This is a genomic window from Haloarcula sp. CBA1122 (assembly GCF_009741785.1).
Lineage (GTDB): Archaea > Halobacteriota > Halobacteria > Halobacteriales > Haloarculaceae > Haloarcula > Haloarcula hispanica.
The window spans coordinates 57,691-71,491 of sequence record NZ_WPCB01000012.1 but is presented as its reverse complement, the minus strand read 5'-3'; the positions used below and the strand labels follow the sequence as shown (position 1 = coordinate 71,491).

At 61.8% G+C, this 13,801-nt stretch carries 13 protein-coding genes and 1 pseudogene; 3 read left to right on the top strand and 11 right to left on the bottom strand.

The genetic code is table 11. The features are described 5' to 3' along the window. Positions 1–71 precede the first annotated feature (71 nt). Positions 72–740 carry a class I SAM-dependent methyltransferase gene (locus GJ630_RS06970; RefSeq protein WP_191907493.1) on the top strand — a complete coding sequence of 223 codons (669 nt, stop codon included), beginning with the start codon at positions 72–74 and terminating at the stop codon, positions 738–740. Positions 741–751: 11 nt separating this feature from the next. On the opposite strand, the gene GJ630_RS06965 is transcribed toward GJ630_RS06970, so the two are convergent. From GJ630_RS06965 to GJ630_RS06945, 5 genes and pseudogenes are all read right to left on the bottom strand, one after another. Next, the gene (locus tag GJ630_RS06965; protein ID WP_014031234.1) at positions 752–1,423 is read right to left on the bottom strand and encodes an AIM24 family protein; all 672 of its coding nucleotides are present in this window, start codon (positions 1,421–1,423) and stop codon (positions 752–754) included. Positions 1,424–1,563: 140 nt separating this feature from the next. Beyond that, a pseudogene (gene ppk1, locus GJ630_RS06960) lies at positions 1,564–4,076 on the bottom strand (polyphosphate kinase 1). A gap of 4 nt (positions 4,077–4,080) precedes the next feature. Then, positions 4,081–4,791, bottom strand: coding sequence for a metallophosphoesterase family protein (locus GJ630_RS06955; RefSeq protein ID WP_014031236.1), 711 nt, complete (start codon positions 4,789–4,791; stop codon positions 4,081–4,083). 668 nt (positions 4,792–5,459) lie between these two features. After that, complete coding sequence (locus tag GJ630_RS06950; protein WP_050038431.1) at positions 5,460–5,705, bottom strand: hypothetical protein; 246 nt, start codon at positions 5,703–5,705, stop codon at positions 5,460–5,462. 106 nt (positions 5,706–5,811) lie between these two features. Further along, on the bottom strand, positions 5,812–6,657 hold the full coding sequence (locus GJ630_RS06945; protein WP_191449612.1) for a DUF726 domain-containing protein: 846 nt from the start codon (positions 6,655–6,657) through the stop codon (positions 5,812–5,814). Between the two features lie 134 nt (positions 6,658–6,791). Between GJ630_RS06945 and GJ630_RS06940 the strand changes: the two genes are divergently transcribed. Next, complete coding sequence (locus GJ630_RS06940; RefSeq protein WP_191449611.1) at positions 6,792–7,394, top strand: bifunctional 2-polyprenyl-6-hydroxyphenol methylase/3-demethylubiquinol 3-O-methyltransferase UbiG; 603 nt, start codon at positions 6,792–6,794, stop codon at positions 7,392–7,394. 103 nt (positions 7,395–7,497) lie between these two features. Here GJ630_RS06940 and GJ630_RS06935 read toward each other — a convergent pair whose 3' ends face one another. The 3 genes from GJ630_RS06935 to GJ630_RS06925 all read right to left on the bottom strand — a co-directional run bounded on the left by GJ630_RS06935 (position 7,498) and on the right by GJ630_RS06925 (position 10,097). Then, positions 7,498–7,899, bottom strand: a complete 402-nt coding sequence (locus tag GJ630_RS06935) for a PIN domain-containing protein (RefSeq protein WP_008312181.1) — start codon at positions 7,897–7,899, stop codon at positions 7,498–7,500. 3 nt (positions 7,900–7,902) lie between these two features. Continuing rightward, a complete protein-coding gene (locus GJ630_RS06930; RefSeq protein WP_014031241.1) occupies positions 7,903–8,169 on the bottom strand; it encodes a hypothetical protein in 267 nt (88 codons plus the stop codon). A 227-nt stretch (positions 8,170–8,396) separates the two neighbouring features. Beyond that, positions 8,397–10,097: a cbb3-type cytochrome c oxidase subunit I gene (locus GJ630_RS06925; RefSeq protein ID WP_252718745.1), complete on the bottom strand. Its 1,701-nt coding sequence runs from the start codon at positions 10,095–10,097 to the stop codon at positions 8,397–8,399. Between the two features lie 315 nt (positions 10,098–10,412). On the opposite strand from GJ630_RS06925, the gene GJ630_RS06920 reads away from it, so the two are divergent. Then, a complete protein-coding gene (locus GJ630_RS06920) occupies positions 10,413–10,784 on the top strand; it encodes a cupin domain-containing protein (protein ID WP_014031243.1) in 372 nt (123 codons plus the stop codon). A gap of 117 nt (positions 10,785–10,901) precedes the next feature. Here GJ630_RS06920 and GJ630_RS06915 read toward each other — a convergent pair whose 3' ends face one another. From GJ630_RS06915 to GJ630_RS06905, 3 genes are all read right to left on the bottom strand, one after another. Then, a complete protein-coding gene (locus GJ630_RS06915) occupies positions 10,902–11,825 on the bottom strand; it encodes an LLM class oxidoreductase (RefSeq protein WP_014031244.1) in 924 nt (307 codons plus the stop codon). Positions 11,826–11,874: 49 nt separating this feature from the next. Next, complete coding sequence (locus tag GJ630_RS06910) at positions 11,875–12,621, bottom strand: NAD(P)-binding oxidoreductase (RefSeq protein WP_191449609.1); 747 nt, start codon at positions 12,619–12,621, stop codon at positions 11,875–11,877. Positions 12,622–12,707: 86 nt separating this feature from the next. Further along, positions 12,708–13,706 carry a DMT family transporter gene (locus GJ630_RS06905; RefSeq protein ID WP_191449608.1) on the bottom strand — a complete coding sequence of 333 codons (999 nt, stop codon included), beginning with the start codon at positions 13,704–13,706 and terminating at the stop codon, positions 12,708–12,710. Positions 13,707–13,801 lie beyond the last annotated feature (95 nt).

Sequence of the window (13,801 nt, the reverse complement as noted above, 5' to 3'; positions counted from 1 at the left end):
GCAGGGTGCGAGCGCGTGTGACACCCTTCGAGTGAACCAATGCTTTCAGGGGAGCCGCCGTTACTGCTGCTATGCCCGCAGAACCGAACGCCAGTCAGGAGCCCGCGTCGCCGCTGTTTGCAGCTATCTACGATCCGGCTACGGCACTCGTTGAGCGGACGCTCTTGCGACCACATCGTGAGTATCTGGTAGCGAATCTGGATGGAACGGTACTGGATCTTGGCGCTGGAACCGGCGCGATGTTTCCGTATTTCGAGAGCGTTGCGACCGCCTCGACGGAGGTTCACGCTATCGAGCCAGACCCGCATATGCGGCGTCAGGCGGAGGAGAAGGCAAACGCGCAGGCCACGCCGATTCATATCGAGTCGGCACCGGCGGAAGCTCTCCCGTACGACGAGGACACGTTCGACGTCGTCATCGCCTCCATGGTTTTCTGTACGATTCCAGAGGTCGAGTCCGCGATAAGTGAAATCGTCCGCGTACTCAAACCCGGCGGCGAACTGCGTTTCTTCGAGCACGTCATCGACGACGGGTGGCGCGCCCGGGTACAGTCAGCCCTCGCACCGCTCTGGAGGCGTCTCGCCGGCGGTTGCCACCTCACCCGACAGACGGGGACGCAGCTCGTCGCTGAACAGTCGTTCGACGTCGTCGAAATCGAGCGACTCAATCTGGGCATAACGCCAATCCGGCCGTTCGTTCGGGGACGGCTCCGCAAGCGCTCGGTGTCTTCGACGCGGTAACTCGGCGGCGATTAGCTCTGACTCTGCGTGACAGACTCCTCCTCGTTTGGCTGGATGACGACAAAGCCGTCGTCACCGGTAAACTCCATCTGGATCGATTCCCCAGAGGTCTGGCCGATTTCGAAGGTCTTGTTCATCTCGATAGACGGCGAGAGATTCGAGCTCCACGCAACGGTCGCGTCCGGGTCGGTGAACACCGGCGGCGTCATCACCAGCGGGTCGCCGTGTGTCGTCAGCGCGACTTCGCCGGGGCCGGTGAGGTAGACGTTCGTCAGGCCGCCAGCAGCCATGCCAGAGAGACTGCCGACAGTGTTGATTTCGTAGTCGATAGTTGATTCGAACGCGAGCACGTCAGTGCCGTTGACCGATATCGATTCTCCGTCATCGAGGGCCAGCACCTGTACCTTCTTGCCGTTCTCGGCCACGTAGAGGTGGCCGCTCCCTTCGGCCTCCATGACTGGCGTCCCTTCGCCGCTCACGGCCTCCTTGACGAAGCCCGTGATACCGCCTTCCGCCGAGGACTTGCCAGTGAACGTGACCTCGCCGGTGTACGCGACCATCGACCCGGCTTTGACCATCACAGTCCCATCGAGTGGGATGTCAAGTAGCCTGTTGTTCTCTTTCTGGAACCCATCGCCACCGTCTGCGGGGGCGTTGGAGCGGACGAATTCCTGTAAGTCCATAGTTACATCGGGACACTCGATAGGCCATGCTCATAGGCCTCGTGAAGGATTAAAACGCATTTTGTGTGAAGCGGTCCCATATTGATGGGCAACGCAGTTACTGAGCCGAAAAGAAACTGAGAAATAGTATAGCCAAATAGCTATTCCGTATCGCTATACAGTCGTTCGAGGAGATCAGTGACGCCAGCTTTGGTTTTGAGGTAGCGCCGCTCTCCATCGGGTGTTCGAACAGCGTAGTTGTACACGACGCTGTCCGGGACGTACCACCGGTCGCTGTATGTGGCCAGAACTTCGTCAGGGTTTCCACCGTCCGTGACTTCAAAAGGTTCGTCAGTTGTATCGGCATCAGAAGCCGTACACTCACCCTCGGATTCAGTCAGTGGTTTCGACTCGGCACCTGTCTCAGTTGGCTGTTCAGTGCCATCACCTGTGATACAGAGATCACCGGCTATCGGATAGTCACCGGGGATACCTGTAATGAGGTTTTCAGAGCGACCGGCTTTTAGCGCTTCTCGCATCAGGATGTCCTGTGCGCTGATCACGCGCTCGCCGTCGTCCGGATACCGCTGGTGGTACTCGCCGTCGCTGTCCATCTCCCAGAGCTTGCGGTTGTCCGAGAGGAGGAGGTCGAGGGTGAAACGGAGTTGGCGCTGGATTTTGGGGCTTGTCACGGGTGTGACTGCTTCGACCCGGTAATCGAGGTTGCGGGTCATCCAGTCGGCGCTACCGATGTAGTACTCGGGGTCGCCCCAGTCGTCTTCGGTAGCGGGGTCGCCCCGTGCGCCGTTCTCGAAGTAGAAGATACGGGAATGCTCTAGAAAGCGGCCGACGAGCGAGTACACCGAGATGTTTTCGCTGATGTCTTCCAGTCCGGGTCGGAGGCGGCAGATATCGCGGACGATGAGGTCGATGTCGACGCCTGCCATCGATGCGCGGTACAGTTCGGCGACGATACCGGGGTCTTCGAGTCCGTTGATTTTTGCGACAATACGGGCAGGCCGACCGGCCTGTGCGTGCTGTGCTTCCCGACGGATGCACCGGGTGAACTCCTTGCGCATGGTCACCGGTGCGATGAGGAGTTCGCGGAACTCCTCGTCCAGCGACGGCCCGGTGAAGAAATTGAACACCTTGGTCAGGTCGCGGCCGATGTCACGGTCGGCGGTCAACAGTCCGAGGTCGACGTATCCCTTCGCCGTCTCGGAGTGATAGTTCCCCGTGCCGATGTGGGAGTACAGTTCGACGCCGTCGTCTTCCTCCCGAACGACCAGCGCCGTCTTCGTGTGGGTCTTCAGCCCCACCGTTCCGTAGGCGACGTGGATACCGTTTTCCTCCAGTTTGCGAACCCATTCGAGGTTGTTCTGCTCGTCGAAGCGGGCCTTCAGTTCGACCATCACCGCCACCTGTTTCCCGTTTTCAGCGGCCGTTATCAGCGACTGGATGATCTGTGAGTCGCTTGCAGTCCGGTAGATAGCCGCTTTCACCGCCAGACGTCCGGGTCTTCGGCTGCTGCTGAGAGAAACCGCTGGACGGTGTCCGTGAAGTCGTGGTACGGGTGATGCAGCAAGATGTCTCCGTCCTGAATGCGCCGGAAGACACTCGGGTCCGTCGTATCCGGCCTCCCGAACGACTGCTGTCGGTGACCGTTGAGACGGGGGTGTGGCTGTGGCGTCCACTCGTCCAGCGAGAGGTCCGGTCGGTCAAGGTCGGTCAACTCCGCGAAATCCCGGTAATCCAGCGGACCCGGGAGGTCGTATATCTCGCGCTCGTCGAGACCGAGCTGTGTCGCGAGCGTCGAGCGAATACGGGAGTCGGCGTCGGGAGAGAGTTCCATTCTGACGACCGACGCGAATCGCCGCTGTTCGAGGACGTCTTCGACCATGTCAATGAGGTCCTCGGCAATCTCCTGATTACGTCGGACCTCCGCGTTGCGGGTCAGTCGGAACAGGGCCGTGTCGACGATTTCGACGTTCGGTAACAGTAGATCAAGGTTCGCACGGATGACCTCCTCAAGCAGTACGTATCGAGTATCGTCCCCGAGTTGGACCAACCGCGGCCTGTTCGGCGGAATCTTGATTCGGGTGAACGTCGGGTCCTCGGCGTTCGGATGCCGGGTGAGTACAGCGAGCGAGAGCGACCGGTTAGAAATAAACGGGAACGGATGTGCCGGGTCGAACGAAAGCGGTGTCAGGGTCGGCAACACAGACTCCTCAAAGTAGGTTCGCAGTTCAGACTGTTCCGCGGCAGCAGCGTCGTCGTAGTCGAGAATCTCGATACCTTCCGCAGCAAGCGCGGGACGAATCGCGTCGCGGTAACAGCGGGCCTGCGTCGCTAGCATCGGCCGCAGGGTCTCGTGGACCGCCGCCAACTGCTCCTCGGGCGTTCGACCGTCTGGGGCCGTCTCGGTCACGTCGGCTTCTATCTGCTGTTTGAGGCCGCCGATGCGTTTCATCGTGAATTCGTCGAGATTGCGAGTGACGATAGCGAGGAACCGGACCCGTTCCAACAGCGGATTCCGTTGGTCCAGCGCCTCGTGGAGCACGCGCCGCTGGAACGCGAGCGCACTCAATTCACGGTTGAGATACAGCGACGAGTCGGTCAGGTCGACATCCGCTGGCTCGTACGCGGGGATGGCGGGTTCTGAATCGTGGTCCATCGGGTTACGTTGATGTCGGCGGGGCACGCTCCGGGTCGACGATGCTATCGGACGACCGGGCTTCGTGGGTCGTCTCCGGGTCGACCGTGACGAACTCCTGCGTCGAGCACTGGTACGCCGTCAACTGCCCGCCGTAGACGCACCCGGTGTCTAGACCAACCGCAGTAGGTGTCTCGAATGGCTCGGAAAGCACCGTGTGACCGAAGAAGATGCGAGGGTCAGCACGGCGTGTTTCGAACCAGTACGGGCGGTCGTAGCTTCCGTCCGGAACAAGTGAGCGCATGTTCAGCAGTTCAGTCAGTTCGTGCTCCGCGATTGACTTGCGGTGGTCGACGCCACCGTGGACGACCAGCGAATCGTCCCACGAGATTGCCACCGGAAGCGACGCCATCCACGAGAGGTCGTCGTCGGTCAACGACGGAATCGATTTGCGGCCGTCGATGAGTTTCTGCTCGTTGTTGCCACGGACGGTGAGGAAGTTCGGCGTATGCCGGACCATGTCGACGACACCAGCGCTGTCCGGACCTTTTCGGACGAGGTCACCAACGAAGACCACGAGTTCGTCCGGGGTGGGGTCTAACCGGTTCAGGAGGCGTTCGAGGGTCGGACGACACCCGTGGACGTCGCCGACAACGTAGATTTCCTCCCATCTGTGACCGCGGATTCGCTGGTGTGGTGCGCCGAGGTCCGGATGAAACGTCGGTGGTGAAGCCATCTATGTAAGGTCGTTTGTGAAACATCGGTGAATCTGGTATAGGTGCTTTATATGAGTTCTATATAGCTGTATGAGAGCGAATATATGCTCGCCGCCTGCTGTCGAACCAACCGGCAGTGACTGGTTGCTTCTCAGTTACAACAGGGCGGAAGTGACATCCTGATTTTTCAGTCCTCCGGCTGAATCACGGGTATGCCGACAAGCGATTACACTCCCGCCGACACGTTGCGCCCTGCAACGCCGGCGGGCTATCAGTCACCCCAGCCGTTTCGATACCCGCCGCTCGTGATACTCGGTCTCGTGAGTGTGCTGGTACCGGTCGCTGCGGTGGTGTTCGGCGGCATACTCTGGTACGCCCAGGGAACCGCGCTCGACGCCGTTTTTTTCGGTCGACGAAACCGCCACAGGCATCACGTTCACGCTCGCGTCTGGACTGGTCAGCGGGAGCGGCCGGCGACCTTTACTCAGTTGCAACGCTACTCAGAACGCCCGCGGGGTCACTCACGTATGACAGCGATATCCGCCATTCGTATATTTTCTGTCCTGAAGCGTAACCACGGTTTATCTGGACCAGCAACACTGTGACAGCGCACTCAAGCGCTCGTCATTGATGGACACTTCCCCCGAAACGCCAGTCCAACAGGCTCAGCGAGTTCGAGGATTGTGAGTCACCCCTCGACAGCATCTCTGGTGTGTTCGGCGTCCAGCCCGAACAGCAATCCGGCGAGAAACAGCAGTTCGTTGCCGTGATAGTACTGTTCCATTACAAAAGTGATGAGGCCGATATCCGGAGTGGTCGCGCCCAACAGCACTAAGACGAGCGCGAGAGCAGCAGCGAGTCCAGCGACCCATCGGATGACGATACCGGAGAGCAGTCCCACCACAAAGACGACAACAGCAGTGAAGAGGCTCATGTCTCGCTCCAGCGTGTAACAGCCGTTGGTCTGACAGTGGCTTCCATAGGATGAACAACACTTCCGCCATATTTAGTTCTACTAGCAGCAGGAAAATAGAGCTACGTCACTCGATCCCGGCAACGACACGCGGCAGACACCCCTCGCCCGGTTCGAAGTACGAGTAGTGGTCGGCAACGAGGTCAGTGACGTTCACCTCCTGGTAGCCGTCGGGAAGCGGCCCCGCGTCACGAGTGCCAGCGTGGCCTACGGCGTGGGTCCGATCCGATGCCCGGTACACCCACGAAAGGACCTTATCGTTGTGGCTGTAGAAGTTCGACACCGGTGCGTCAACGGCCGCTATGGCGTCGCCGTATCGGCCACCCTGCACCACGCTATCGTAGGGGATGGTACCACCGAGCAGTGACACCGAGGCAAGCGCGTCTGTCGCCCCTCGCTCGGCAAGCACCCGGAGGGTCTCACCGGTCACACGCCCACCAAGTGAGTGCGCGAGCAAATGGACCGGCCGGCCGTCGGTTTCGGCCCACTCGACCAGCCACTGAGCGAGGTGGGTACTGTTCGCCTCGGCGTTGTCCTTCGCCTGCTCCCACTCGACATCGGAATCCCAACTGTACGCGATAACCGGTGTGGGCCGTGTTCCGTCGAGTGCTACCTGCGCCGTATAGGCATTGTCGCGCGCCCTCTCGGCGTCGGTACTGAATCCGTGGACGAACAGGAACACCTCCGACGCGTCGTCGAACGACCACATGCCACCAGTCTCGAAGGCTGGCCCCTCCGCCGCGTCGAGGAGCCCGCGCGTAGTGACGACCGGCTGTGAGTCCGGCGCAGTGTACCCGCCCGAGTCGCCTTGTAGCGACCAGTACACGTAGGCACCGCCGCCCCCGAGCAGACCGAGTCCGCTTCCGAGAGCGATGAGCAGCCGCCGTCTGGTCACACCCGTTTGACTGTCCATGGCTAGTAGCTTGTGGATAGGTCACAGGTGTACCGATAAGTCAGTTGAGATTGTCGCGTCCGGAAACGGGAAGCAACGCAAGAGCTGTGTCACAGCCCGCAGGCTTCATGTTTCGGCGGGCGGTTGACGGAGCCATGACGACCTGGGACGAGCGATACCGAGCGGGCACGTACCCACAGCGCCCGGACCCACATCCGGTGTTAGAACGATACCTGCCGACCTTTCCACCGGGTCGGGCGCTTGACGTCGCAACCGGGACCGGACGGAACGCGCTCCCGGTCGCAGCGGCCGGGTACCGCGTCGATGCGGTCGACCAATCGCGGGCGGGGCTGCACATTGCCCGCGAGAACGCACGCGAAGTGGGCGTCGAAGACGATATCGAGTGGATACAGGCGGACCTCGAATCGTTCGCGTACCCGGCGTCGACGTACGACGTCATTACGATTAGCTTCTATCGCCCCGTCGACCGCCTTCCAGACATTATCGAGGCGCTGGCCGACGGCGGCTGTCTGTTCATCCAGCACCACCTCCGGACAAGCGACGACGTGGACGGCGGCCCCTCCGGGGAGCGGTATCGGTTCGCCTCGAACGAACTGCTCAGGGCCGGACTCGGCCTGACGGTGTTGCACTACGACGAGCGCACTGCAACGAGGGACGGGACGACCGCAGCCACCGCCCAGCTAGTCGCCAGGAAGTCACAGGGCGGCCGACAGTCGTATCCGGACATCTCGGAGTAGGGTAGCAGACGGAGACAGGGTGTCAGACAACTCGTCACAGGCTATTGATTTCAGGCAGTGTAGACTGAACAAGCTGCACAGTCGGTCTGCGTATCTACCATCTTCACTCAGAGGGCGCAGGTTCCAACGATGTACGGTCGAGGCCGACAGTGTCGTAATCCTGCTCGGTCGAAAGGACTCGCTCTTCGCCGGTCGTGACGAGTCCAGCGTGGAGTGCATCGAACGGGGTGAGATCGTACTCGTCGAGGAACGCTGCGGCGGCCAGAACCGCGTCCTCGTGCTCTTCCGGCACGATTGGAACCAGTTCGAGCAGGTTGGTAATTGCCCGCGGCGCATCGATCTCGTACTCGGCCGCCTCACGGTCGTAGAACAGCACCAGAACCTCGGCGTACGCGAGTATCGAGGTATGTATGTCATCGTGCTCTTCGAGGGCGCGGACTGCGGCGTCCTGAAGCCAGTCGTCGTCCTTCAACAGTGCGGTGAGAAAGTCAGTTTCAACGTACACGACTTACGCCTCGCCATCCTGTGTCCGATCTTTCGCTTCCTCTTGAACCTCTCGTGATATCGCCTTCCGCGATTCAGTTTTCAGCTTGTCGGCCTCTGTCTCTGCAAAAGCATCGCCAACGGCCGCTCGGAGGCCCTCTAGCGGGTCCTCGTCAACTGGGAAGAGTGCGACGTGGCTCGGGAGTTCAACGATACGATACTGGTCACCGAACCGGTCGCGGACATCCTTCGGGAGGTAGATCCGTCCTCGTTCGTCTGTCGTCTTCGACATGACGTATTCAGCCTTAGTGTGGGAAAGAATAAAAATATTCCCGTAAATATAGTAGATTTCCCGTCCATATTGAGTCGTCCAGTCCGACCAATTTTCAAGCTCATTTACTGCTTGAGTTGTATTGACCGTTTCAAAGTGGGTGTGATAACGGTTCTATACTACTCTAGAGGTGACCGTAGAACCACCAAGACGGGTACCGCGAACGGGAAACCAGAAGAACTCGGAGATCAATCCCCGGCCGGTTCTTCGCCGCCGTCGGCCAGCGTCGGGAGCCGCTCGCGCTCGAACCACGCGAACTCCCGGGGGAACTGGTCCGTCGCCGCTAGGTCCCAGGGGTCGCCGTCCGTGACCAGTGGCCCCTCCAGCCATGAAGTCACGAGGTTCCAGACGAAGATGAGCTGGCCGATGACCAGCAGGACGACACCCAACGTCGCCAGCTGGTGCAGGAGCGTAAACAGGTCCACCGGGCCAGCGGTCAGAGCGTACGTGGCGTACCGGCGGGGCATCCCGGCGTAGCCGAGCAGGACCATCGGGAAGAACGTGACGTTCGTGCCGACGAGGGTCAGCCAGAAGTGCCACTTCGCCAGCGAGCGCTGGTACCACCGACCTGTGTAGAGCGGGAACCAGTAGTAAATGCCCGCAAAAACAGCGAAGGCGATCCCGCCCATGATGACGTAGTGGAAGTGAGCGACGACGTGGTATGTGTCGTGTAAGATGAGGTCGACGGGGATGGCGGCCTCGAAGACGCCGGTGACGCCGCCGATGATGAAGTTCCCGACGAACCCGACACAGAAGAGGAACGGCGCGGTCGTCCGCAACGCGCCGTTCCACATGGTCGCCATCCAGTTGAAGGTCTTCACCGCGCTCGGGATGGCGATAGAGACCGCCATGAACGAGGCCCGTAGTCGAGGGTCCATACCCGTCGCGAACATGTGATGCGCCCAGACGCCAAAGGAGAGAACTCCGAGCGCCAGCGTCGAGTAGACGACGAACTTGAATCCGAACAGCTTCCGGCCACAGAACTTCGGCAGAATGTAGCTCACCAGTCCCATCGGTGGCAAGACGAGGATGTACACCTCGGGGTGGCCGAAGAACCAGAACAGGTGCTGCCACAGCAGCGGGCCGCCGCCGTCGAGCGTGAAGAACGTCGTCCCGAGATTGCGGTCAAGCAGGAGCATGACAAGCGCACTGCCCAGCAAGGGGAAGGCAAACAGGATCTGTGCGGACTGCACCAGGACAGTCCAGGAGAAGATATCGAGGGTGGCCCATGTCACGTCCTCGCTCCGCTCGGTGAAGATAGTCGCGATGAAGTTGATCGCCCCCATCGTCGCCGCGACGCCCGAGAGGTGGAGGCCGAGCAGCATCAGGTCCACGCCGGGGTTCTGCTGTTCGATCGACAGCGGCGTGTACATCGTCCAGGCGGTCTGTGCCGGTTCGATGTTTTCGAGGAACGGCCCGCCGAGGACGCCACCCCAGATGAGCAGCGCCGCCGGCGGCAACAACCAGAACGCGATGGCGTTGATTCGCGGAAACGCCATGTCGTCGGCCCCGATGAGCAGCGGGATCAGGTAGTTCGAGAACGCCGCCAGCATTGGCGTCCCAAACAGGAACAGCATCGTGATGCCGTGGGTCGTCAGGAGGCCGTTGTAGGCACTGGCGCTGAGGAAGTCCTCAGCGGGGTACATCAGTTCGAACCGCATCAGAACGACGGCGATACCGCCCCACGCGAACGCGACGACGGCGAACACGCCGTAGAGAATCCCGATATCCTTGTGGTCGACCGTCGTCAGCCACCGGAGAATCCCGCTCGGCTTCTCCGCGTGGGTGCGTTCGTGCGCCCCGTGGCCGCCACCGATCGCAATCGTATACGACCGCCAGTCTTCGATCCGTGCGAGTATCCCAGCGATACCGACGAGCAGTATCGCCATCAGTACTGTCGTCGCCAATGCGCCTACAGACACCATTTGGAGGGTCTTTATACGGACTGCCCGTGGTTCTTATCGGGAAGATGTTCGGAGACAGTTTATATGCATCCAGAGTACGAAGCGGCGCGTCTACAGACGAAGCGGTTCGGGACCGAGGTTTTCCGTCGTGCGGTCGGAACTCCTCGCGATGCACCCACAGCACCGAAACCGACAGCGAGCGAGTGTGCGCACTGGCCGGCGTTCGAGCCAGTCCGCATCGACCAGCCGCGACTTCGGCCCTGTAGTTCTTCGAGACCGCAGTGACGAGGAGGACGCGCGATGACAGCGACCGATTTCGACGCCGTCCGGGAATACGACGACGACCAGTTCTCGGCTGTCGAAGTGTTCCGCAGCGACCGGATGAAAGTCGTCTGTGGCTACTTCGAACCCGGCCAGTTTATTCCGGTGCACGCGCCCGCGAGCGACGTCGCGATACACGTCCAGTCCGGGAGCGGTATCGTCCGTGATGGAGACACGGAGCGGGCGGTCGAGCCGGGCGACGTAGTTGTCGTCGAGGCCGACACCGACCGCGGTGTCAAAGCGGACGAGGATGGTCGGCTGGAGGCGTTACTGGTGACGGCACCGCCGCCGACCGACGCCGAACACGAACCGGTCCGGAAAGGGCTCAAGCAGAACGAGTTCGATCCGTAAGCCCAGCTCAGAGGGCTGTTGCTGGGAAGTCCAAACCGGAATACGGCAGGCAGTCGATTGGATCGACGGAAGCGTCATCCGCCGCGAGTTTCGCAGGAACGGTATCGACAGCTGGAGTCACAGTTCGTCGATGATTTCGCTTGCGAAGGTCGTCATCGCCGCCTCTGGCTCCGCCGCTCGAAGCCCGACGATAACGTGGTCGAGGCCGTGCTCTTCGAGCCGTCGGAAGTACTCTCTGAACCACTCGACGCCGGCACGATAGCCCAGGTGGAGCGGTTCGGGCTCCGCCGTCGGATCAGCAGCGAACTCGACCTGAACGGCAATCGTGAACGGCTTCTCTGACGCGTGGCTCCGCCATGTGTCGAGATACGACTCCAGGGTCGACTCGGGAAGGTGGTAGAATATCCAGCCGTCGCCGTTCTCGGCGATCCACTCCGTGGACTGTCTGGCGTTGCCGGTCGGGAAGAGCGGGAGCGTGTCCGTTGTCGGTTTCGGGAGGACATCGAGTTCTCCGTCGAGGTAGCCCCAGGAGCCATCGAGCGTCGGGTATTCCTCGCGCCAGAGCACGCGAAGCGCCTCGACGCTTTCGCGGACGAGTTGGCCCCGGTTCTCGGGGTCGACGCCGAACGCCGGATACTCCGGGTCGCGGTCGCCCGAGGCGACGCCCAGCACGAGACGGCCGTCGGAAAGCCGGTCGACGGTCGCAGCCGATTTCGCCATGTGGAGGGGATGGCGCAGCGGGAGAACGATACTCGCGGTGCCAAGCGCCACCGACTCGGTGTGGGCGGCGACGTGGGACAGCAGCGACCACGGGTCGAAGGCCCCGCCGGCGTCCCCGAACCGCGGCCAGTACGTCGGCACGTCTCGCGCCCAGAGCGCGTCGAAGCCGACTGTTTCGGCGTGGCTTGCGAGCCGGAGTTCCGCGTCGATATCCGGCGTCGACTCCGTTTCGCCCGTGAGCGGGAACCCGAGGCCGAACGAGAGGCCGTCCCCCCCGAACAGCCGCCGATAGCCAGCGTTCGCGTGGTCCACGTCAGTCATCAGCCGCCTTTCACGCTGGAGGCGTATTTGCACACGGGTGGATTGCCCACTACGGGTCTTCATCCGGCGTATCGACTAGCACAGTCTCCGACGCTCCACTCCGGGGAAGCCGCCACTCGATATCCAGCGCGCGGTTCGGGAACGACGGCCTGGCAACGACTTCCAGCGTCCGGTCTTCGGCCGCCGGTGTGACAGGCGATGCGATCATCAGTCGGGCCACGTCGGCCCGCGAAACGCTGCCCCAGAGCTTCGCACCCGGTTCGGCGACCGAGACAGTGTCAGTTCGCGGCCCGTTCGTGAGCACGCCCGGGCGGAGAATCGTGTGCCGAACCGGGGCATCGCGGATCGCGGCCTCGGCTTCTGCTTTGGCCCGTTGTATCGGCCGAATGATGACGTCGAAGGCCGTCGCGAGCGGACTGGCCGGCTCGTCACCCACGCCGATAGCGGATTCCATGACGAACGCATCGACGCCAGCGTCGACGGCCGCTCCGAGGAGATTGATCGTCCCCGCACCGTCGACGTACTCGTCCCGGGACCAGACGTCCGTGATGTTCGAGCCGACGGCGCTCAGGACGACATCAACGTCCGACAGCGCCTCGGCCAACGCAGTCGGGTTCAGCAAGTCGTCGACGACAACCTCGTCAGCGCCGGCCGCCTGCAGGTCGTCTGTTTTCGACGGCGTGCTGGTCAGTGCCCGGACCGTCGGTACGCGCGAACTGAGGAGTCGGAGCGTCGCGCGCCCGGTCCCGCCGCTGGCTCCGGCGACGAACACCGTCTCCACGTCAGAAGGGTCCATATCGTGGCTTGGGGCTGCCAGTACATGATTGGCTGGGCCCGTTTCGTCAAATCCAGATCGTGATCGCTCTACTGCAACCGCTGACGTCAGTCGTCACACGGCGGCGTCTGCTTCGACGAGGATGTCTCCTCGAAGCGGTGATAGAGCCGGCGCAGTTCCATGCGGATGGTCACACGCTCGATGAGAGCGAAGCCCGCAACGACGACTAAGAAGCCGACGAGCGTCCACAGTGACACCGACGAGCCAAGCAGTACCCAGCCCATGAGCGCGGCGAAAATCGGCACGACATACGCGACCAAGTTCGCACGGACCGGGCCGATGCGCTTGATGAGGCCGAAGTAGATGGCGTACGCGACTGCCGTCGAGGGGATGCCCACAGCCACAATGCTCGCAATCGTTTCGGGGCCGATGCCGATGACGGCCGTGGGCGACTCCCCGACCAGCAGGCTCGCGACGTGGAGGAGCACCGCGCCGACAGCCATCGCCCACGCAGTCAGCGGTGTACTGTCCATCTGCGGGCCGACACGCTGGAGGAGCACGCTGCCAAGTGCGACGGCCGCTGCCGCGCCGAGGACCAGAAGTTGCCCGACAGCGCTCGCGTCGGTGAACGTCGACGGCGACGGCTGCACGATGAGGATAACGCCGCTCAGCGCGATACCGATACCGAGCGCACCGAGCCACGATAGTCGGTCACCCAGCAGCCACCAGGCGAACACGGGGGCGAGTATCGGGTTCAGGCCGTACATCACGGACGCCGCTGCGGGCGTGGTCGCGCCCTGACCGAGGAACAACAGCCCGTTGTTGAGTGCGATCAGGAACAGCGCCGCCATCCCGATTCCAACGAAGTCCGCGCGCGTCCGTGGCAGCCACGTCGACCGGGGCCGGGTAAGGACGATGTAGCCAAGCAGCGTCACCGCTGCCAGGTCGAACCGGAGACCGGCAAACAGCACCGGTGGCAGCTCACGGAGCCCGGTTTTGATCGCGACGAACGAGCCACCGAACAATACCGCGAGTAGGACGAAAAGCGCGGTGTCACGGTAACGGGCCGGGAGTGAGGGACGATCAGAAAACGTGGACCGCAGCATCGGCCAGGTCAGTTGGACCACCCGTTAGAGCGAAGATATCTCATTACCTGTGTAACGGGTCGAAATGTGAAGAGGGCTGTGGGAGACGTGGTGTC

Coding starts and splice junctions, on each gene's coding strand:
- GJ630_RS06970 (WP_191907493.1), top strand. CDS start 72: ATGCCCGCAGAACCGAACGCCAGTCAGGAGCCCGCGTCGCCGCTGTTT.
- GJ630_RS06965 (WP_014031234.1), bottom strand. CDS start 1,423: ATGGACTTACAGGAATTCGTCCGCTCCAACGCCCCCGCAGACGGTGGC.
- GJ630_RS06955 (WP_014031236.1), bottom strand. CDS start 4,791: ATGGCTTCACCACCGACGTTTCATCCGGACCTCGGCGCACCACACCAG.
- GJ630_RS06950 (WP_050038431.1), bottom strand. CDS start 5,705: ATGAGCCTCTTCACTGCTGTTGTCGTCTTTGTGGTGGGACTGCTCTCC.
- GJ630_RS06945 (WP_191449612.1), bottom strand. CDS start 6,657: ATGGACAGTCAAACGGGTGTGACCAGACGGCGGCTGCTCATCGCTCTC.
- GJ630_RS06940 (WP_191449611.1), top strand. CDS start 6,792: ATGACGACCTGGGACGAGCGATACCGAGCGGGCACGTACCCACAGCGC.
- GJ630_RS06930 (WP_014031241.1), bottom strand. CDS start 8,169: ATGTCGAAGACGACAGACGAACGAGGACGGATCTACCTCCCGAAGGAT.
- GJ630_RS06925 (WP_252718745.1), bottom strand. CDS start 10,097: ATGGCGATACTGCTCGTCGGTATCGCTGGGATACTCGCACGGATCGAA.
- GJ630_RS06920 (WP_014031243.1), top strand. CDS start 10,413: ATGACAGCGACCGATTTCGACGCCGTCCGGGAATACGACGACGACCAG.
- GJ630_RS06915 (WP_014031244.1), bottom strand. CDS start 11,825: ATGACTGACGTGGACCACGCGAACGCTGGCTATCGGCGGCTGTTCGGG.
- GJ630_RS06910 (WP_191449609.1), bottom strand. CDS start 12,621: ATGGACCCTTCTGACGTGGAGACGGTGTTCGTCGCCGGAGCCAGCGGC.
- GJ630_RS06905 (WP_191449608.1), bottom strand. CDS start 13,706: ATGCTGCGGTCCACGTTTTCTGATCGTCCCTCACTCCCGGCCCGTTAC.